The 18,603-nt window shown below is 58.3% G+C and carries 17 protein-coding genes and 2 pseudogenes; 12 read left to right on the top strand and 7 right to left on the bottom strand.

The window, feature by feature from the left end; genetic code table 11:
* The first annotated feature begins 23 nt into the window (after positions 1 to 23).
* Positions 24 to 254: a hypothetical protein gene (locus HYG82_RS28150; RefSeq protein WP_179260401.1), complete on the top strand. Its 231-nt coding sequence runs from the start codon at positions 24 to 26 to the stop codon at positions 252 to 254.
* 14 nt (positions 255 to 268) lie between these two features.
* The gene (locus HYG82_RS28145; RefSeq protein WP_179260400.1) at positions 269 to 679 is read left to right on the top strand and encodes a PIN domain-containing protein; all 411 of its coding nucleotides are present in this window, start codon (positions 269 to 271) and stop codon (positions 677 to 679) included.
* Between the two features lie 369 nt (positions 680 to 1,048).
* Here the strand turns inward: HYG82_RS28145 and HYG82_RS28140 are convergent.
* Positions 1,049 to 1,249: pseudogene (locus tag HYG82_RS28140) on the bottom strand (PIN domain-containing protein); the annotation flags it as partial.
* A 202-nt stretch (positions 1,250 to 1,451) separates the two neighbouring features.
* Entirely contained in the window at positions 1,452 to 1,721 is a 270-nt protein-coding gene (locus tag HYG82_RS28135) for a DUF7571 family protein (protein WP_179260399.1), read from the bottom strand.
* Positions 1,722 to 1,902: 181 nt separating this feature from the next.
* Here HYG82_RS28135 and HYG82_RS28130 point away from each other — a divergent pair, with 181 nt between their 5' ends.
* Positions 1,903 to 2,109, top strand: coding sequence for a cold-shock protein (locus tag HYG82_RS28130; RefSeq protein ID WP_076581923.1), 207 nt, complete (start codon positions 1,903 to 1,905; stop codon positions 2,107 to 2,109).
* Between the two features lie 641 nt (positions 2,110 to 2,750).
* Positions 2,751 to 4,013: an Nramp family divalent metal transporter gene (locus HYG82_RS28125; RefSeq protein ID WP_179260398.1), complete on the top strand. Its 1,263-nt coding sequence runs from the start codon at positions 2,751 to 2,753 to the stop codon at positions 4,011 to 4,013.
* Positions 4,014 to 4,080: 67 nt separating this feature from the next.
* Here HYG82_RS28125 and arsM read toward each other — a convergent pair whose 3' ends face one another.
* The 3 genes and pseudogenes from arsM to HYG82_RS28110 form a co-directional block, all read right to left on the bottom strand.
* Positions 4,081 to 4,911: an arsenite methyltransferase gene (gene arsM / locus HYG82_RS28120; RefSeq protein WP_179260397.1), complete on the bottom strand. Its 831-nt coding sequence runs from the start codon at positions 4,909 to 4,911 to the stop codon at positions 4,081 to 4,083.
* Positions 4,911 to 5,342: an arsenate-mycothiol transferase ArsC gene (locus tag HYG82_RS28115; protein WP_179260396.1), complete on the bottom strand. Its 432-nt coding sequence runs from the start codon at positions 5,340 to 5,342 to the stop codon at positions 4,911 to 4,913. The genes arsM and HYG82_RS28115 overlap by 1 nt, the downstream gene beginning before the upstream one ends.
* A 2-nt stretch (positions 5,343 to 5,344) precedes the next feature.
* A pseudogene (locus HYG82_RS28110) lies at positions 5,345 to 5,755 on the bottom strand (ArsR/SmtB family transcription factor).
* 281 nt (positions 5,756 to 6,036) lie between these two features.
* On the opposite strand from HYG82_RS28110, the gene HYG82_RS28105 reads away from it, so the two are divergent.
* The 5 genes from HYG82_RS28105 to HYG82_RS28085 all read left to right on the top strand — a co-directional run bounded on the left by HYG82_RS28105 (position 6,037) and on the right by HYG82_RS28085 (position 10,390).
* Positions 6,037 to 6,714 (top strand): helix-turn-helix domain-containing protein, encoded by a 678-nt coding sequence (locus HYG82_RS28105; protein ID WP_179260395.1) that lies wholly within the window; start codon positions 6,037 to 6,039, stop codon positions 6,712 to 6,714.
* A 38-nt stretch (positions 6,715 to 6,752) separates the two neighbouring features.
* Positions 6,753 to 7,529, top strand: coding sequence for an SDR family oxidoreductase (locus HYG82_RS28100; protein WP_179260394.1), 777 nt, complete (start codon positions 6,753 to 6,755; stop codon positions 7,527 to 7,529).
* Positions 7,530 to 7,756: 227 nt separating this feature from the next.
* Positions 7,757 to 8,392 (top strand): flavodoxin domain-containing protein, encoded by a 636-nt coding sequence (locus HYG82_RS28095; RefSeq protein WP_179260393.1) that lies wholly within the window; start codon positions 7,757 to 7,759, stop codon positions 8,390 to 8,392.
* Positions 8,389 to 9,258, top strand: coding sequence for a hypothetical protein (locus HYG82_RS28090; RefSeq protein ID WP_179260392.1), 870 nt, complete (start codon positions 8,389 to 8,391; stop codon positions 9,256 to 9,258). Before HYG82_RS28095 ends, HYG82_RS28090 begins: the two co-directional genes overlap by 4 nt.
* Positions 9,259 to 9,580: 322 nt before the next feature.
* Positions 9,581 to 10,390, top strand: coding sequence for a formate/nitrite transporter family protein (locus HYG82_RS28085; protein ID WP_179260391.1), 810 nt, complete (start codon positions 9,581 to 9,583; stop codon positions 10,388 to 10,390).
* A gap of 115 nt (positions 10,391 to 10,505) precedes the next feature.
* On the opposite strand, the gene HYG82_RS28080 is transcribed toward HYG82_RS28085, so the two are convergent.
* The gene (locus HYG82_RS28080) at positions 10,506 to 11,186 is read right to left on the bottom strand and encodes a carbonic anhydrase (RefSeq protein WP_179260390.1); all 681 of its coding nucleotides are present in this window, start codon (positions 11,184 to 11,186) and stop codon (positions 10,506 to 10,508) included.
* 555 nt (positions 11,187 to 11,741) lie between these two features.
* On the opposite strand from HYG82_RS28080, the gene HYG82_RS28075 reads away from it, so the two are divergent.
* On the top strand, positions 11,742 to 14,315 hold the full coding sequence (locus HYG82_RS28075; protein WP_179264409.1) for a BGTF surface domain-containing protein: 2,574 nt from the start codon (positions 11,742 to 11,744) through the stop codon (positions 14,313 to 14,315).
* Between the two features lie 523 nt (positions 14,316 to 14,838).
* On the opposite strand, the gene HYG82_RS28070 is transcribed toward HYG82_RS28075, so the two are convergent.
* The gene (locus HYG82_RS28070) at positions 14,839 to 16,206 is read right to left on the bottom strand and encodes an FAD-dependent oxidoreductase (RefSeq protein WP_179260389.1); all 1,368 of its coding nucleotides are present in this window, start codon (positions 16,204 to 16,206) and stop codon (positions 14,839 to 14,841) included.
* A 602-nt stretch (positions 16,207 to 16,808) separates the two neighbouring features.
* Here HYG82_RS28070 and HYG82_RS28065 point away from each other — a divergent pair.
* Complete coding sequence (locus HYG82_RS28065) at positions 16,809 to 17,096, top strand: DUF357 domain-containing protein (RefSeq protein ID WP_179260388.1); 288 nt, start codon at positions 16,809 to 16,811, stop codon at positions 17,094 to 17,096.
* Positions 17,097 to 17,308: 212 nt separating this feature from the next.
* Complete coding sequence (locus HYG82_RS28060) at positions 17,309 to 18,286, top strand: transcription initiation factor IIB (protein ID WP_179260387.1); 978 nt, start codon at positions 17,309 to 17,311, stop codon at positions 18,284 to 18,286.
* The last annotated feature ends 317 nt before the right edge of the window (positions 18,287 to 18,603 follow it).

Raw genomic sequence — 18,603 nt, 5'->3', positions numbered from 1 at the left:
TCTGTGTATGCATAGGTTTCTGTATGCCCAGTATCACTGTCAATGTCGACGACGACCTCAAAGACCGGATGGAGAAACATCCGGAAATCAATTGGAGCGAGGTCACTCGCCAGGCTATCCAGGAGAAGATCGAGACACTTGACATGATGGACGAACTCACGTCCGGAAGCCAACTTACTGAGAGCGATGTCGCAGAAATAGCCAACAAGGTCAACGAGAACGCACGCGACCGTGTCGAAGAGGATTCGGAGTAGTCCCGACGAATGAATTGGTTATTGACGCCAATGTCGTCATCTCTGCACTCATCGCCGACTCGAAAACCCGCGAACTCATTGTTACGCTCGAACCAAATCTCCTGACACCCGAGTTCGTCCACAATGAAATTGAGAACTACGAGGAACCGATCGTCGAGAAGTCAGGTTTGACTCCAGATCGAGTGACGCAGTTCATTGACCTTCTTTTCCAGTACATCGAAGTCGTTCCCGCCAGCGAATTCTATCCGTATATAGAGCAGGCCGAAAAGGCAATCGGCGACACCGACCCGGATGACGTGCTGTATATCGCGTGTGCTCTTGCCAGCGACGCCAATATTTGGAGCGACGACTCCGATTTCGAGGAACAGCATGTCGTCAAGGCCCACTCGACGAGCGACGTGATCGAATCGTTCGATACGCTCTAGACGATCCCAACAGGCGCCTGTAGAACGAGGAATCACTTTATTTTATATGTGGTGGCAATAGAAAGTCTGTAACGCCCGTATTCGGTGCCTTGAAATTGGGCTGAGAGCCAATTTTCACGCAGATCTGTTACGGATTTCAGCTACTTGAACAAGGTCGAACAGCGCGAGAGTAGGTGGCCGAGAGAACGGGTGTTACGGGACTTCTAGCAGGGAAATTCGTTACGGGTGCGTCGATTCTCGACATCATCTCACGAATTTTTGGACTCACGAGCAACCGGAAGATTCGACCAGGTCTGTTACACACGCAGCCACGACAACCGCTACGAGTACCTCGCTTCGTTCAGTTGGAACTCTCTCCTCAGTTCGAAGTTATTCCTCGCCGATCGGGTCGAGCGGAACTCGTTCGATCCCGATCTCTTCGTAGTCTTTCTCGGACGAGAGTACGTCCATCCCACGCGTTTCCGCAGTCGCTGCGTGGAACGCGTCGAATGGAGTCATCCCTTCGTCGTAGTAGTTGACGGCTTTCAGAGCTACCTGTTTCCCTTCCTCGTTTCGCACGGGGACGAGTTCGAACTTCTCGGATCGCTGTCAATAGTGAGTGAACTGCTGATAGGGATTAGCGTAGCCAGCCGGGGTCACAGCCACCTCCGACTGGCCGAGGGGTATCGATTCGACACAGCTGAATCTATGGATTCCAACGCTAATCCCTATGAATATGCGCTCTGTATGCAACAGCGACTTGACAAAAATATTGTTCGAGAGCGACTTCCGTTTAGGTGGACACGTGGCCTCGGGTCCAGCCGGGGTCGTGGCCGGTGCGGTCTATGAGATCGGACCGACACGCCGGACAGTAGTCAGGGGTAACGGATTCGCTTCGGGGAACGTATACCGCGCCGCCACACTTCACGCACTCATCCGCGACGATGGTCATGCAGTCCGCACAGACGCTGAAGTCGTCAGCCGCGAGTTCACGCAGGGGTTCGAGCCGTTTATCGAGGAGATACTCGTCAATGACTGTCTGGCAGTTGTGGCACGGTTTCATGGCAATGCATTGTATACCTCGTAACCGAATAGTAAATACCTGCCTCCGAAATCGAACTGGCTGTCGAAATCTGGACGAACAGTACGCGCGTCCACCCGTTCCACGTGTATATTAAAACAGGAGCCGTGGTACCGCGATGCACGGAAGGATTATCAGTCACCGGAGACAACGTTTGCTTGTAATGGCAAACGGTAAGGTTGATTTCTTCAACGACACTGGCGGCTACGGTTTCATTTCGACTGACGACGGCGACCTCGACGACGACGAAGACGTTTTCTTCCATATGGAGGATGTTGGCGGAGAGGACCTGACTGAAGGTACTGAGGTCGAGTTCGACATCGAGTCCTCACCGAAGGGGCCTCGCGCGACGAACGTCGTCCGACAGTAATACCGAGACACACTCATCGCTCACAGCGACGAACAATACCCTCGATTTTTCAGCCGATTACTCGGTCCAGCTACGGCCATCTGTTCATTCCAGAAATACTGACATCAAGAACGTGGCGTGACCAATACGCGCAGTGTATTCAGCAAGGCGTCTAAATCCTATCATCGATTACGGATTTCAACTACCTGACCAAGGTAGAGCAGCGAGAAAGCCGGTAACAGGCAGCGCTCGGGCGCAATGGTATCATTTGGCGGCATTACCCTACTTCCCCCCGACTAGTTGGCAACCTTTTATATCAACTTCGATATATATTTCAGGTTTTCTAGGTGAGTTACATCCAAGCAACTTATCCCTCTCCGATAACTATCAATGATATATTCCAATCCCATTCTGTTCGATTGATTTGGATTGACTGGTGTCATAAATGCGAGAGTAGGTCGCTGACGTCTCGTCATCAATTGCGCAAGTGAGGGCAGAACCCCTCTCAAAGTGAAAACAAAGTGACAAGATATCCGACCGCCTCCATCACCATTCAAAATGAGTACTATATCAACTAACATACTGTTTCGAGGAAGAACGTGGGCATGTACCGGATTTCAGCTACTGTTGCATATTGACCGTCGAAGAACGACCAGCAACATATGAGTACAGAAAACTTCACTCCGTTTCAGGATCTGACGGGGCTCTCACAAAGGTATGGACTAGCGTTCGTGATGGTCGCCAGCTACTTCGGCTCCGGTTCGGTATTCATTGCCAGCCAGGCCGGCGTCATGCACGGGTACACGCTGCTATGGGCCGTCGTCGGAGCGGCGTTGCTCGGATTTGTTGCCCAAGATATGAGCGCTCGACTGGGAATCCATGGAGAGTCGCTGATGGTGTTCACTCGCGAGAAACTGGGTCGACCACTGGCAACGACAATCGCAATTTTCCTGTCGATCGGCTGCGTTGCCTGGACGCTCGGGCTGGTCGCTGCGGTCGGTGCTGGTATCTCGTTCCTGCTCGGGGGTGGTGTGGCGTGGCAGCCCCTCGCCGTACTCACGACGTTCGCTGCGATTGGCGTCGGACTGCTCCACTACGACACCGTGGAGAACATGATGATCGCGATGATGGTCTCGCTAATGGTCGTCTACGTGGTCGTCGCCCTGCCGAGCGGCGCCGACCCGAGCAGTGTCGCGACTGGATTCGTACCAGGCACTGACACACTGGGTGCGCTGGCGATGGCAGCAGGTCTGCTCGGCACGACCGCATTATGGCCGAATTTCTTCCTGGAATCGATTCTCGTCCATACGAAAGGCTGGACAGATGAGAGCGACCTGCCGGAGGCTCGGACGGATCTGGCGATCGGCTATGCCGTCGGTGGAATCACGACGATCGTGATCTTGATCGCCGCGGCTGCGCTGCTGCGTCCGATGGGCTATACCGAACTCGAGTCGTTCATCACGCCGGGCAAAGCGATGGTCGAGGTGCTCGGGACGTGGGCGATGGTGTTATTCGTTGGCGGTGTGATTGCCGCGGCGTTCAACAGCATTATCCCGATTATGTGGACGCCGGCCTACATTATTCCACAGGCCGCGGGCTACACGGTTCAGAAGGGTGATCGGCTGTTCAACGTGCTGTTCGCGGCACTGACCGGGATCGGCGTCCTCTCGCCGCTGGTGAGCTGGTGGCTGGATCTCTCAGTCGTCGATATGGTGATCCTGTTTCCGATGTACAATGGAATCTTCGCACTGCCGGTCGCGGCTACGCTGCTGTTCTGGGCAGTTAATGATCGCGAGATGATGGGTGAGTACTGCAACACCACCGCACTAAACGTCGTCAATGCGTTGCTCGTACTCCTTGCGGTCATCTTGGCGGCCCTGTCGATTCAAAGCTTCACCGAGCTTATTACCGACGGTGGGTTCTAACGGATCACCCACTTGTGGTTCTCGATGCTGCTGGTTTCATCGTCGAGCTTTTTGTTACCTCTCGAGGCTAGGCTGGCTCTCGTCGGAGTGAGAGGCGAGATGCGTCTCGCTCGATATCGATTCTCTCGTCCCATTCGCGGGTGAACTCCTCGCTTTCTTCTTTCGGTGTGATTCCGACGTCGTGGAAGCCCGCATCGTCCAGCATCGCTCGCAGTTCGTCGACGGTCGACGCACCACTCACACAGGCAGCCACCGACTCAGGATCTGCTCGACTCTCGTCCGGAAGCGAGGCCGTCATCACGACGTCCGAGATAGCAAGACGACCTCCCGGGCGAAGCACCCGATACGCGTCGCGGAATACCTGCGCCTTGGTCGGCGAGAGGGTGATGACGCAGTTCGAGATGACGACGTCGTCCGTCTCGTCCGAGACGGGCAGGTGTTCGATTTCGCCGAGGCGGAATTCGACGTTCGTCGCATCGTTCTTCACGACGTTCCCTCGAGCCTTTTCGACCATCTCGTGGGTCATGTCGACGCCGATTACCTGTCCCGACTCACCCACCGCTCGAGCAGCGAGGAAGCAATCGAACCCAGCCCCTGACCCGAGGTCGAGGACCCATTCACCACTATCCAGTGATGCGATAGCGTTCGGGTTCCCGCACCCGAGTCCCAGATCGGCCCCCTCTGCTACTGCGTTCAGGTCCGCATCGTCGTAGCCGAGTTCCTGAGAACCCGACGGTGAGGACTCGTCGGTACAGCAGTTCCCCGAGTCAGTGCAACCGTCAGCGTTCTCTTCGGAATCGGTGGCGATTCGAGCGTAGCGATTGCGGACGGCACGTCGCTGTGCTGCGGGGTCGAGCGTCTCGCGTTCGCCGGCTACCGCCGTCGGTTCGTCACTCATTACGGTTCGCCTCTATTTCGTCGAATAGTTCCCACCCGCTCGGCGATTTCGTCCCTGATTTCGCGGACGCGCTCGAGGTCTCGCCCATCAGGGTCATCGAGTGCCCAGTCACGCACTGTCACACCCGCAGACGCGTTTAGCTGGAGCGTCGAACAACCCATCGTCGCGACGTGATCACAGGACTCCAGTTCCTCGGTCGTGATCGCACGCGGTGTGCGGTTCGAAAGGTCGAACCCTTCCTCAGTCATCACCGTTGCGACCACGTCGTGGACGTGATCTGCAGGGTGTGTACCCCCAGTCAGGATCTCGACCCTGCCTTCGAATCCGCGTCGCTCTCGTTCTCGTTCGGCGTACGCCGTCGACATCTGGCCGCGGCCAGCGTTTTGCACGCAGACGAATGCGACACGAATCGGTTCTGAATTGTCGGCCATGTTCACGTGGTACCTTCTCGTGTGATATCGAGTGCGTCAATCAGACTCTCGGCACTCTCTGTCGTTCGATAGTATCGCCAGGTACCCTCTTTTCGCCGTGACAGGAGTCCGGCGTCGGTGAGGTCGGAGCGTGCGTGACTGACGGCGCTCTCACTCACGTCGAACAGCGGCGTGATTTCGCACACACAAAGTTCGTCGGCGGCGAGGAGTCGAACGACTCGGTAGCGAGTTTCGTTTCCGAGAGCCTTCAGCCCGGCCAGGTCGGGTTCGTAGTCCCCGGGAACAGTCGTCGTGAGGGAGTCGAGGTCGTTTCGCCTCGCCGCCACGTCCGCGTCACAGCACTCGCCGACCTAGTCTTCCATGAAGCGCCGGAGTCTGGTCGTTTCTCGAGTCACGTTCGAGTATTTGAACATCTATTCATATAATGCGTCCGAGGCCAATTCGATCGATCTGCAATCGGTCGCCGCCGCACAGAACGGGAGACAACTCGAGCAGTCCGCCGTCACGCTTGCGGCAGTCTCATATCGATTCCCACACCGAGGTCGCACGAATCCGGTTGCATGGCAGCGCGTATTCCGTCCGTTGTGACTCTCTGACCGGCACGTTCCGACAGGACCGGTCACATCGAGTGAGCTGTTTCGAGCGTCGCGTGGTGTACCGACATCAATTATGTCTCTCGACCGTAATTACAAGCATGGCAATCGTCGCTGAGATCTTGCTCGAGGATCACGCGCTCCCGCTGGTCGGCCTCGCGAACTCGATTCCGAGCGGAGAGATCGCAGTCTCTGACTCGGTTCCGCTCGAGGACGACAGATACCTTCTCACGGTGAGCGTCGACGACGAGTCGCGTGACGCCTTCGAGCGTGAAGTGGACGCCCAATCTGAGGTCGTCGACACGGCCGAAGTCGGGCAGACGGCGGACGGATGGTTCTACCAGGTGACCGTCGACAGCGGGGCAGAGTTATTTGCCTCACACGACCCGGAGGAATTCGAAGGCGTGCTTCTGGACGCGACGGTTACCGGCGACGGCGTCCGAGAGTCGAAGGTGTTCTCGGATTTCGAGGCGTTCAGCACGCTTCGGGACCGGTGTGAGGTCCACGATATCCCGTTCGAGTTGCTGACGATCGCCTCCGATCCCGAAAATCCCGGAGAACGGGATACGTTCGGGCTCACGGAGAGGCAGCACACGGCGCTCTCGCTGGCGTTCTCACGCGGCTACTACGACTCACCGCGTGGCGTGACGACGCAGGAACTCGCCGACGAACTCGGAATCTCCGCCCCGTCTGCGTCCGACCTGCTCCGACGAGCTGAACGCCAACTCATCTCGCAGCTATTCGGCTCGAAGCGCCACTTAAACGGACTTACTGCTTAGCACGCCGCTCTCCCGTCCGGCGCTCGTATCGATACACGATGTCAGAACCGACAGCTTCGACGAGCGGTACTCGAGAAACGTGGGAATTAGACGATGCAGTTGCGATCGTGACGGGTGCGTCCTCCGGAATCGGAGAGGAGACCGCCGCGGCGCTGGCAGACGAAGGAGCACGCGTCGTCCTTGCGGCCCGTCGCACCGACGAACTGGAGGAACTCGCGGACCGAATCGAGACGGCCGGCGGCGAGGCACTCGTCGTGCCGACTGACGTTACGGTCGAAGACGATATCGACTCGCTGGTCGAGACGACCGTCGACGAGTTCGGGCGGATCGATATCCTCGTCAACAACGCCGGCGTGATGCTCCTCGAACCCCTCGAACGTGCCGAGCGGTCGAACCTTCGGCAGATGGTCGAGGTCAATTTACTCGGGTTGATGAACCTCACGCACGCCGTACTTCCGCTCATGCAAGCGCAGGACGCGGGCCACATCGTGAACGTCTCTTCGGTCGCGGGCCGTCGAGCATCGGCCAACGTCAGCGGGTACAACGCGACGAAGTTCGGGGTGAACGCCTTCACCGAAGCGCTTCGTCAAGAGGTCACGACCGACGATATCCGAACGACCGTCATCGAACCCGGCGCAGTCGATACCGAACTCGCGACCCACATTACCGACGAACAGATACTGGACGAGTTCGCCGAGATGGACATGCCAATGCTTTCACCGGAGGACATCGCACGCTCCATCGTCTTCGCGACCGCGCAACCCCAACACGTGAGCGTGAACGAACTCCTCGTCACGCCCACCGGACAGACCTAACCGCTGCAATCGCCGGACGTTTGGAATCCTTCGTCGTGAGTTGTCCGCTCGAGCGGCCTATCGACGAGATAGCGCGGCGATGGTTCCCCAATTCGATACCGTGAGTTGACGCGGATCGGTGGCCGTCACTCGTTCGATCCGGGACAGCATCCGGACTGAGATTCCCCGACCACGGAACTTCTGCCACCCCTTTATCGGCGTGACCGGCGTACCACTAGTGACTCCTCATGGTTTCGATTCTCATCCCGTACGGAACTGGAGAGGGACAGACCGCGACGGTTGCCGACCGAATCGCCGCCGGTCTCGACGAACGCGGCCACGATGCGACGGTAATCGACGTCGACGACCTCCCGTCCGACCTCAAGGTCGAGTCGTTCGACGCGGTCTGCATCGGCGCCTCCATCCACGTCGGGAAACACCAGTCGGTCGTCCGGGAGTTCGTGATCACCAACCGGGATGCGCTTGCCCACCGACCGACCGCGTTCTTCCAGTTGTCGATGTCGTCGGCCGTCTCCGACGAAACGCGTCAGGCGGCGGCTGCCGGCTACGTCGACGAGTTCCTCGAGGAAACCGACTGGCACCCCGACCGGATCGGGCTCTTCGGCGGCGCGCTCCGGTACTCGAAGTACGGCTTTCTCAAACGGCTGGTGATGAAGCGGATCGCCCGGAACGCGACCGGAGATACGGACACGTCTCGTGATTACGAGTACACCGATTGGCACGAGGTTGACGCCTTCGCGGCGGACTTCGCCGCGTTCGTCGAGAGCCGACTCGGCGTGCGACCGGCCGATATGCGGGACGGTGCCACGAGCGGCGGCGATACCAGTGGTGACGCATCGGATGACGAGGAGACGCGCGAATGACCGACTCTCGAGGCGAACGCGGGCTCCCGCGTTCGTCCCTCCTTGCGACGCTCGCGACCCTGGTCCTGACAGTCGTCGCGACGCTCGTCGGGCTGTTCGTTCCAGGGATCTACAGGGATGCGCCGGTGCTCATCCCACAGCTGTACGGACAGGACCTGCTAACGCTGACCGTCGCCGTCCCGGCGCTTGCCGGATCGTTGTATCTAGCCGCTGGCGGATCGCTTCGCGGATACGTGCTCTGGCTCGGCGTGACGGGGTACCTGCTGTACACCTACGCGTCATACGCGTTCATGACGGCGTTCAACGAACTCTATCTCGTGTACGTTGCGTTGCTCTGGCTTTCGCTCGCCACGTTCGTCGGCGGAATGGTCAGACTCGACGCAACCGCCCTGAAACGATCGGTCGGCGAGACGTCGATTCGCTCGTTCATCGCGTTCCAACTGCTGTTCGTCGTGTTGATCGCGTTCGTGTGGCTATCGGAGATATTCCCGGCGATGATGGCGGGGACGACCCCAGCGAGTATCGCCGAGGCTGGACTTCCGACGTCCGCCATCTACTCCCTGGATCTGGGTGTCGTTCTCCCTGCTGCGGTGGTCTCCGCGTATTGGCTCTGGAACCGTCGGGCGTGGGGGTATGCGTTCACTGCGGTCCTGCTCGTCAAAATCGCGACACTGGGCGGGGCCGTGTTGGCGATGGCGGTCTTCATGATCCGGGACGGGCAACCGGTTCCGGTGGTACAAATCGGTCTCTTCGGGACGATCACGCTCGGGAGTATCATCCTGTTGCGTCGGTTTTTGTTCGCGATCGGTCCTGCGTCCCGACGGCCACCGGTCGAGTCCGTGACGGAACCGGAAAGCGAGGTCTGATTCTCCCGCTCTCGAGAAGGGCCGACAGCGTTCCGGGTACAGCCCACGAACGTTGCTGGACCGCTTTCCGTCCTGAAATCCTGGTGTCTGCTCCCCTGTCTTCGTTTCCTGGCGTCAGCTACGCTATCTACGTTCCCTGGCGTCGGTGACGCTATCCTCGTACCGGATGCGGTCTCCTGATTTGGTGGTGGGCCCCGACAGAGAGCACGCGGTTCGCGAACCAGTTACGGCCTACGTTTCTTTCACCCTCGGACCGTACGTCCGAACATGTCCTTGCTCACAAATCGTGCGTCCGATTTCGCGCCAACCGACGGTGGATAAGATGGCGGACCCGGAACCTGAATCGTCCGTCGCTGGCGAACAGACGTCGGCGTCTACTATCCTCGAGTCTGCCATCGAATCCGGGCAACACGAGATGGAGCGAGAGACTGAGGGGCTCCTGTTGTCAGGATTTTCGGCAGGTCTCGACATCGGTTTCGGGCCGTTGCTGATGGCCGTCTTCCTCACGCTCTCTACGGGTGGCTACGGTGATCTCGGAACGGAACTGTTGCTGGCGAGCGCCTATGCAGTCGGATTCATTTTCGTTATCATCGCCCGCTCCGAGTTGTTCACCGAACACACGACTCTCGCCGTGATGCCAGTCCTGGATGGTCGAGCTTCGCTCGGAGGCCTGGCGCGGGTCTGGGGGTTGGTCTGGGTCAGTAACATCGTGGGCGGTGTGATATTCACCGTGTTCGTCGTGACACTGATGCCCAACCTGGGTGTCGCGTCGCCCGAAGCGTTCGGAACGATCGCCAACCGGCTGATCGATCACGATCTTCAGTGGCTGTTCGTCGCCGGTATCCTCGCGGGCTGGCTCATGGGACTGGTGGCGTGGCTGGTCACCGCTGCACAAGAGACGATCAGTCGACTCGTCATCATCTGGCTCGTTACCGCTTCGATCGGCCTGCTTCACCTCCCACACTCGATCGCCGGCAACGTCGAGGTGCTGTTCGGGGTATTCGTCTCGCCGAGCGTCTCGATACTCCACTACGCGAAGTTCCTCCTGCTGGCCACCGTTGGAAACGCTGTCGGTGGTGGCGTGTTCGTCGCCCTCCTGAAGTACGGCCACGTGGTTCGCGGTGGCGGCTGAACCCGGGTTCGTCGTCGGTGCGAGATGGACTCGGCGTCTTCGCAGCGACGAACGATAGCGAAAGCAGGAATTCGCCCGTCTGAATCCAGTCAATGGCGGATATCCGTGCTGCGAGTCAGTACTCCCAGCGCCGTTCGATACGCGACTCGACCTCGGGATACTCCTCTCGGAGTGCGTCGACGTCGGTTTCACCGTTTACGTTGATCACGTGAACGTCGCCCCGTCGTCCCGAGTACACGTCCTGGAAATCGTACACGACCCCGATCACGTCGACGTCCCTGGGAACGTCGTCGCTTTCCGCAAGGAACTCGACCTGTCGATCGACGTTGTACTCTACGAGGCGGTTAATCGCGTCCGTTCTGTCCACCTCGTCCGGGAGCCGTTCGACGCCCGATTCGAGGAACGGCTTCAACAACTCGAGACAGTGGGTGATCCCGGCGGGCTCGGAAACGCCGTCCGTCAGGTCGTCGTAGGTCGCTGTAACGGCTCCGCACCCGGTGTGTCCAACGACGACGATGGTCTTCGTCCCGGTGTGTTCGACCGGATAGAGCACGTCACCCGAGACGGCCGTTCCGGATTCGGTTCGCTGGACGACGCGATTTCCGATGTTTCCACACGTGAACACCCGTCCTGGCTCGTCGTTGCCCCACATGTGATCTTGCAGGACTCGAGAATCGGAGCAACAGACGGTGACGACGTCCGGTCGCTGGGAGTCCTGAACGTCGTCGAACGTGGTTTGAAAGCTCTCTGCGTGGTCCGAATTGCGCTGTAGCATCTCGATGAAATCGTCGCGCATAGGTGAAGGGGTAACGGCTTCCAATATAATTCCAGCCTTTCTGGGTGATTTTCGTGAGGGCCTGCGGGTGCGATAGGTGCGAGGTAGTCGGCGATCTCGGGACAACCGATCTCGTACCGATCGAAACTCGGTCTGGGAGACACTACTGAAGCCGAAGACTCGTTCTCATTCGGGTACCGGATTCCTCCCGACCGGCAGGATATAGCGTGCAAACAGCATCCATAATTCAGTTGTTTCTATGAAACACACGCAGATAGTAATTTCACTGGCGCAACTGACCGAATTAATAGTATTATAACTGAAACGTCTGTTCTGCGTTGATTATTCCGGTATTTCGGAGTGTATTGGGCTCACGTCCCGTGGTAATCGCTTCTTTCCATATATCGTACATTCGATGTGTGGGACAGAAAGCTTATTATGGAGTTACCTAAAGGATCGATTACCCCTACCCGGTGTGAGCGTATCCGCCAGCCCAGCAGTTCGGCGCTGACGGTCGGCTCACTCTCCAGGTGAATCGCGCGCTAACCAATCGAAACACGATATAACACACAACACATGACAAGCGAAACGACCTACCGCGAAAAGGGACGAGCAGTCGTCCTCGCCGCGCTTATGGTCCTGTCTGTTGTTGCCATGACCGCATCGTTCGCAGGAACGGCCGCGGCGAACCATGGTACAACGACGGACACGACACTCGAAGCGGCGGATACCCTTTGGTCAGGGCAGGAAGTATTGATAGATAACAACACGATCTACAATGGTGATGGCTCACTCCAGGTTCGAACCATTGACGACAATGGGGACCCTGGAACGCTCGAAGAGGAGTTCACTGTTGACAACGGCGGCCATTACGTTCTGGATACGTCCGGACTCGACGGCGAGTTCGGTATCGCCGTAAATCGTACCGCGTGGGCGAATGACAGTAATGGCAACGGTTACACCTTCGAGGTTACCACGCAGAATCTCAACACCACGTTCGTGGACTCCAACGGTGACACGATCAGTGAAGTCGAAAAAGGCGGCACTGCCGACCTGAAGTTCGACTCCAACCGCGGCGTATACTCCGTCAACGTGACGGCTGATAACCTCGACTCGTCGGAACTCAAAACGGTCCTTAATGATAGCGGTGAGTTCGATGAAGTTTCCGCTGACAGCGAAAACGACCGTGTCACCCTCAAGAACATCAGCGACGGTACGTACGAACTGTCCTTCGCTGATCGCGATACGACTGACTTCACCTTCGACATCGAAGTCACCGATACGACGGCTGCAGACAGTGCACCGATCACCGTCACGGCCGTCGAAGAAAACGAGCGGTCGTTCACCGACAGCCCATCTGGTGAGCAGGGCGACCTCGTCGTGATGCCGGTCGATACTGACGGCGCCGCTAACTCCGTCGTTCAGGTCGGAGACTACGAAGAGACCAACTACGAGGTTGGCCTCAACATCTCCGCCTCCGATTACGATGAAGACCAGTTCGGCATCGCGATGAATACCCTCAAGGCAGGACAGACCCAGGGAGAACCAAGTACCTTCATGCCTGTCAGCAGTGAGGGAGAGGACATCAGCAACGATGTTTCCGTTGACGTCGCGTACGTCAATGTAAGCGATGATACATCCAGTACGCTCGGTACTTATCTCGGCAACGGCGAGTACCTGCTGACCATCGGCGACCAGTGGGACACGATTGATACCGACAATGGTAACGGTTCCGCCACGATCGCCAACCAGCAAGATACGACGTTCATGCTGCTCCAGGAGCGTTCTGCCCTCGGCGAAACTGGCTCCCAAACTGCACCGGCGAATGACAACCTCGCCGACATGGACGACTACGAGGATGCAACAGTTACTGAAACCACGACTATCGCCCAGCAAGACCACCTGATCGTTACAGTTGACGATCTCGGCATGACTGGTGCATTTGTCGGCACCAGCAACGGCGACGACGTCACTCAGAAATTCCGTAATAACGGCATCTCGGTCGAATTCGTACAGGAGAATCCTGGAACGAACCGAGATCCTCAGGTGCTGAACCTCACCGGTAACGACGGTGCAGACTCGGTCAACATCACCGCACTCAACGGCGGCGATTATGCCGGTAGCGAGCTTATCCTCGAGGTCGATGGCAACGGGAACTTCAGCTACGACACTGAGGCCTACGAAGCGAACGTAACGGTTACCGAGGCCAATCCGTTCATCGAAACCTCCGATGACGAAGTTTCCTCGTCGACCAGCATAACGCTCGAAAAGCGGTCCGTTGATTGGCTGGACAGTGCTGAAGAAGTCCCTGCCCTCGACGGCGCCACTGCAGATGGTGAGACTAACGTCGCGCCAGGTACAGAACTGCGCACCCGTGCTCGATCGTCGGGTAACTTCGTCGAAAACGACGAACCTGTCGTCGAAGTTGCCGACGACGGTGACCGGGTTTTCACCGCCGAATTCAACCTCGGCGACTACGAACCTGGCACTGAATTCGACCTTCGCGTCCGCGACGTTGTGACGAACAACCCTGCTAGCACGGTCGAAATTACGTCCACTCTCGTCGAAGGCGAGACTCCCGAGGCCGACATCAGCGTCTCCGGTAGCGCACCCTCGGAAGTCGCTGTCGACAGTGACGCTACGCTCACCGTGACGATCGCCAACGACGGCGACGCCGCGGCGACCGTCGACTACTCCGCCATCGTCGACGAGACCGACGTCAGCGAGAAGGGCGAACTTCAGCTTGACGCAGGCGAAGAAGTCACGAAGGAGTACACGCTCGACACGAGCTCCGAAGGCGAAATCAGCTGGGACGTCTCTGCTGGTGACGCCTCCGACTCCGGTACCGTCACTGTCACGAAGGGCAGCGGCTCCGGTAGTGACTCCGGCAGCTCCGACTCCGGTGGAGACTCCGGCGGCGACTCCGGTGGAGACTCCGGCGGCGACTCCGGTGGAGACTCCGGCGATGACTCCGGCAGCTCCGACTCCGGCAGTGACTCCAGCGGCGACTCCGGCGGCGACTCCGGTGGAGACTCCGGCGGCGACTCCGGTGGAGACTCCGGCGGCGACGGAACGCCCGGCTTCGGTGTCGGCGTTGCGCTCGTTGCGCTGCTCGGTGCTGCGATGCTCGCACTGCGCCGCGAGAACTAAACTGTAGAACTACCGGACTTCGTCCGGCCCTAATTTCCGCGGTTTTCTTTTATTGGACGTCACATCGGCCAGCGACAGCGCTCCGTTACGACAGGAGCGAACGCCGGACTCCGACTCGGGACTCGAGACTGGCAGTCGAAGAAGTCATAGACTGGCTGGGTGACTCACCGCTGACTGTCAAAGGAACTGGTGATGTGCAGTATCGGTGTGGGCCGTGAACCTGTCGCTTCAGCTGTGACCCAAAGAGTGATACTGTTCGCACTTTCGCCTCGAGCATCGTACTCTATCGACACATGGGCCACACTGCTTGTTGACGTGTGATTCTGAACGGCTCCGAAACGTGTCCGACATCGATCGAGCGAACCGGCGTCGTCGGTCTTTCGGGGGCAGATTGCGACGAACGGTCGGGACCGTCGCCTCTCGGAATACAGTTCGAATCTCGAGCGACGCGCTGACAGAAGTGACGCGCCGATGGAAGTGTACAGCGATACGGTGAGCGGTTCAGGAGAGACGACCAAACTCGTCAGTCGTCGGCCGCAGCAGGATCTGCTTCTTCGGCGCTCGAGTTAGCTCGTTCTCCGTCCTCGAGGTACTCATCAGCATCTAATGCGGCTTTCGATCCCATCCCTGCGGCGGTCACGGCTTGCTGGTAGTGGAAGTCGACGACGTCGCCGGCGCCGAATATACCGGGGACGTTGGTTTCGGTCTGGCCGCCGCCGTCGCCGCCTTTCGTTTTGAGATACCCCTCGTCGTCCATCTCGACGCCCGTGTCCTCGAGGTACCCGGTGTTGGGAGTGTGACCGATCGCGAAGAAGACGGCACCGACATCGAAGTCGAATTCCTCGGTCTCGGGATCGTCAAGACGGTCGGTGGGATGACCTGCGTCGTTTTCGACCAGCGTAACGTGGTCGATGCCGCCCTCCTGGGAGCCGTGGATCTCGATCAGTTCGGTGTTTTTCATGATCTCGATCTCACCCGCCTCGACTTTCTCGTAGACGCGGTCGACCCAGTAGTCTTCGGCGCGGAACTCCTCTCGGCGGTGGGCGATATAGACGGTGTCTGCAAATTTCGTGAGGAAGGTAGCTTCCTCCATCGCGGCGTCACCGCCGCCGACGACGAGCATGTCTTCGCCGCGGAAGAACGCACCGTCGCAGGTCGCACACGTCGAGAGCCCGTAGCCCATAAGCTCGTCCTCACCAGGGATACCCAGTGTGCGGGCGCTGGCACCCGAGGCGGCAATGACAGCGTCTGCGGTGTACACGTCGCCGTTCGTCAGTTCGATTCGGAACGGTCGACTGGAGTCGTCGACCGACTCGATGATACCGTTTTTCAGTTCAGCGCCGAATTTTCTGGCCTGTTCTTTCATGTTGTTGACCAGTTCGGGACCGCCGATGCCGTCGGGGAAGCCGGGGTAGTTTGCGACGTCGGTGGTCAGGGTGAGTTGACCGCCGGGTTCGTCGCCTTCGATGACCAGTGGTTCGTTGTTCGACCGACCGGCGTAAATCGCCGCGGTAAGGCCGGCGATGCCTGTGCCCGCGATGACGAGCGTTCGATGCTCGAGAATCTCGTCGTCCTCGGCTGCGGTTGCACCGCCGTCTGGATACATCATTTCCGGTGTTTCGTGTGGGATTCCGAGCATGTCGTCCAGTTCACCCGTCTGGTTCAGAGCGCTCGTCTCGTCCCAGCCACCGAGCAACTCGTCGTCGACGAACACTTCGGGAGCTGTCTTCCGTCCGTTCGTTCGGTCGACCATCTCAGAGAAGAGTTCGTCGTCACCGCTGACGCCGTGTTCTTCGTACGCGACGCCTTTTCTTTCAAAGAGGTCTTTGGCCTTCTCGCAGTAGGGACAGTCCTCCTTGGTATAAATCTCGACGCGTGGCTGGTCGGTCATGTATCAGGTTTGGGATAGAGGACCTAAACCGATTACGTTCTCAGCAACGACCCCCTCTTACTGTGACGATCGGGTAGCTTTCGCAGCCCTCGTAACGGTCTCCACGAATCCGAGGTCGTTCGGTCCCTGTAACGTATTCGAGGCCTTCGGGTACCGGTAACGAATCGTTCCTCGAGGCGGGTCCCGTTCCTCGATGCGGGTCCCTGAACCGATTCTATCGACGAAGCGAAGATGAAGGCGTCTTCGAATCGATTCCCACGGTGGGAGTAGCACGCGAGCGACGCCCGGGTCAAAGTTGAAACGGAATCGAGTTTCCTTTTTGCTGCTGTCGCCGTGATCGGCGATCCGGATGTAATAAATGGTTTTCTCGGAAAAGAGAGGAGTAATAGTCTCAGACAACGGAGGAAACAGACTACTGAACGTCGCCTCTTCGGAAAGAAAATAGCGGCTACCTGAGATCACTGAGGATTGTACCTTTATTTCCGAAGTACGATCGGGACGTACCAGTCGAAGGTATCGGATGAGTCGACCGGGAACTCACTACTGCGTGCTGCGATCGATCGAGACGATGCATTTACGACCGTGAGCAACGAGCGTCGACTATGGCTGCCGACCTCGAGGAGAAAACTGATCGGTACGGCGAATTGCTCGCAGAAGCCCTCGAGGCAACTGAAATAGCGCCGCCAGAGGGCACGCCGATGGCCGAGGGAGCAGCCGACTATTACGAGATGGCGGCATCCTATCTCGAAGACGGGAATCACTTTCGAGAGCAAGACGACCTCGTCAACGCTCTGGCTTCGTTCTCGTACGGCCATGCGTGGCTCGACGCAGGCGCTCGCATCGGACTGTTCGACGTCCCATGCGAGGGCCACCTGTTTACGGTGGACTAACGCGTCCGCTCTGGAAGCGTGTGAACATTGCCCCTGCTATCTCAAATGATTAATCGCTATATAACCGGAACATATATAACAGCAAACCCGATTTGTTTATAAAGTAGGCGAAACATTTATGTGGCTTACGACCTTACTCAATGTTAGCTGAGGCCACCGGGTTTCTTCTGGTTACCCCACCCGGAAGCCCCGAGTAACCCACCCGATCCACCATGACAGATACCAGCATCAGGACGTACACGAACGAAAGAGAGACCGAAGACGAAGAAACAACTGCGGTATCCGACGAACGCGAACGCTGCCCGGAATGTGGCGGTCGACTCGTCTCGGACGACGAACACGCCGAAACAGTCTGTGAGGATTGCGGTCTCGTCGTGGAAGAAGACGAGATCGACCGCGGTCCAGAATGGCGAGCGTTCGACGCCGCCGAAAAAGACGAGAAGTCCCGCGTGGGTGCGCCCACGACCAACATGATGCACGATCAGGGCCTCTCGACTAACATCGGCTGGCAGGACAAAGACGCCTACGGACGTGCACTCTCGAGTCGCCAGCGACAGAAGATGCAGCGTTTGCGCACCTGGAACGAGCGGTTCCGAACCCGCGACTCCAAGGAGCGCAACCTCAAACAGGCACTCGGTGAAATCGACCGGATGGCCTCCGCACTCGGCCTCCCCGAGAACGTCCGTGAAACGGCAAGCGTCATCTACCGACGCGCACTCGAAGAGGACCTCCTCCCGGGTCGGTCGATCGAAGGCGTCGCGACTGCCTCGCTATACGCCGCCGCTCGTCAGGCAGGCACTCCGCGCAGTCTCGACGAAATCTCGGCCGTTTCCCGCGTCGAGAAGATGGAACTGACCCGTACCTACCGCTACATCATTCGGGAACTCGGCCTCGAAGTTAAGCCAGCCGACCCCGAACACTACGTCCCGCGATTCGTCAGCGACCTCGACCTGTCGGACGAAACTGAGCGTATGGCTCGAGAACTGCTCGAATCGGCCCGTCAGGAGGGTGTCCACAGCGGCAAATCTCCGGTTGGCCTTGCCGCAGCGGCGGTATATGCTGCAGCGCTGCTGACCAACGAGAAGGTCACCCAGAACGAAGTCAGCGAAGTCGCGAGCATCTCCGAAGTCACCATCCGAAACCGGTACAAAGAACTGCTCGAGGCCTCTGACACGGCTGCACCCGCGTAAATCGGGTTCGACCGTCGTCATCTAGCGACTCGTTCTGTTACGGGTGGTCTTTTTTCGTGCTGCAACCGATCAACGGACGGTTCGTATCGGCGAAACGGCTAGCCAGTTCGCCGTATCGTCATCGATCGGCCGTCTTCGGTCTATCCGAGTTCGAAAGACACAACATTATTTACAGTATGGGCCTCTGTCCGGTCTCGCCGGTCGACTACCGGAAAACCACCTTACGGTACTGATAACGCTTGGTCGAGCGGAGCGTTTGGGCCAGAGTAACGGTTTTATCGGGATTTCGCCCGTCGAAACTCGAAATGTTCCCCTCT

It is taken from the genome of Natrinema halophilum (assembly GCF_013402815.2).
In the GTDB taxonomy this organism is placed as follows: domain Archaea; phylum Halobacteriota; class Halobacteria; order Halobacteriales; family Natrialbaceae; genus Natrinema; species Natrinema halophilum.
This window is presented reverse-complemented; position numbering and strand designations above follow the sequence as displayed.

Excerpts from the sequence above, each read along its gene's own strand:
- HYG82_RS28150 (WP_179260401.1), top strand. The coding sequence starts at position 24 with ATGCCCAGTATCACTGTCAATGTCGACGACGACCTCAAAGACCGGATG.
- HYG82_RS28135 (WP_179260399.1), bottom strand. The coding sequence starts at position 1,721 with ATGAAACCGTGCCACAACTGCCAGACAGTCATTGACGAGTATCTCCTC.
- HYG82_RS28130 (WP_076581923.1), top strand. The coding sequence starts at position 1,903 with ATGGCAAACGGTAAGGTTGATTTCTTCAACGACACTGGCGGCTACGGT.
- HYG82_RS28125 (WP_179260398.1), top strand. The coding sequence starts at position 2,751 with ATGAGTACAGAAAACTTCACTCCGTTTCAGGATCTGACGGGGCTCTCA.
- arsM (WP_179260397.1), bottom strand. The coding sequence starts at position 4,911 with ATGAGTGACGAACCGACGGCGGTAGCCGGCGAACGCGAGACGCTCGAC.
- HYG82_RS28115 (WP_179260396.1), bottom strand. The coding sequence starts at position 5,342 with ATGGCCGACAATTCAGAACCGATTCGTGTCGCATTCGTCTGCGTGCAA.
- HYG82_RS28105 (WP_179260395.1), top strand. The coding sequence starts at position 6,037 with ATGGCAATCGTCGCTGAGATCTTGCTCGAGGATCACGCGCTCCCGCTG.
- HYG82_RS28100 (WP_179260394.1), top strand. The coding sequence starts at position 6,753 with ATGTCAGAACCGACAGCTTCGACGAGCGGTACTCGAGAAACGTGGGAA.
- HYG82_RS28095 (WP_179260393.1), top strand. The coding sequence starts at position 7,757 with ATGGTTTCGATTCTCATCCCGTACGGAACTGGAGAGGGACAGACCGCG.
- HYG82_RS28090 (WP_179260392.1), top strand. The coding sequence starts at position 8,389 with ATGACCGACTCTCGAGGCGAACGCGGGCTCCCGCGTTCGTCCCTCCTT.
- HYG82_RS28085 (WP_179260391.1), top strand. The coding sequence starts at position 9,581 with ATGGCGGACCCGGAACCTGAATCGTCCGTCGCTGGCGAACAGACGTCG.
- HYG82_RS28080 (WP_179260390.1), bottom strand. The coding sequence starts at position 11,186 with ATGCGCGACGATTTCATCGAGATGCTACAGCGCAATTCGGACCACGCA.
- HYG82_RS28075 (WP_179264409.1), top strand. The coding sequence starts at position 11,742 with ATGACAAGCGAAACGACCTACCGCGAAAAGGGACGAGCAGTCGTCCTC.
- HYG82_RS28070 (WP_179260389.1), bottom strand. The coding sequence starts at position 16,206 with ATGACCGACCAGCCACGCGTCGAGATTTATACCAAGGAGGACTGTCCC.
- HYG82_RS28065 (WP_179260388.1), top strand. The coding sequence starts at position 16,809 with ATGGCTGCCGACCTCGAGGAGAAAACTGATCGGTACGGCGAATTGCTC.
- HYG82_RS28060 (WP_179260387.1), top strand. The coding sequence starts at position 17,309 with ATGACAGATACCAGCATCAGGACGTACACGAACGAAAGAGAGACCGAA.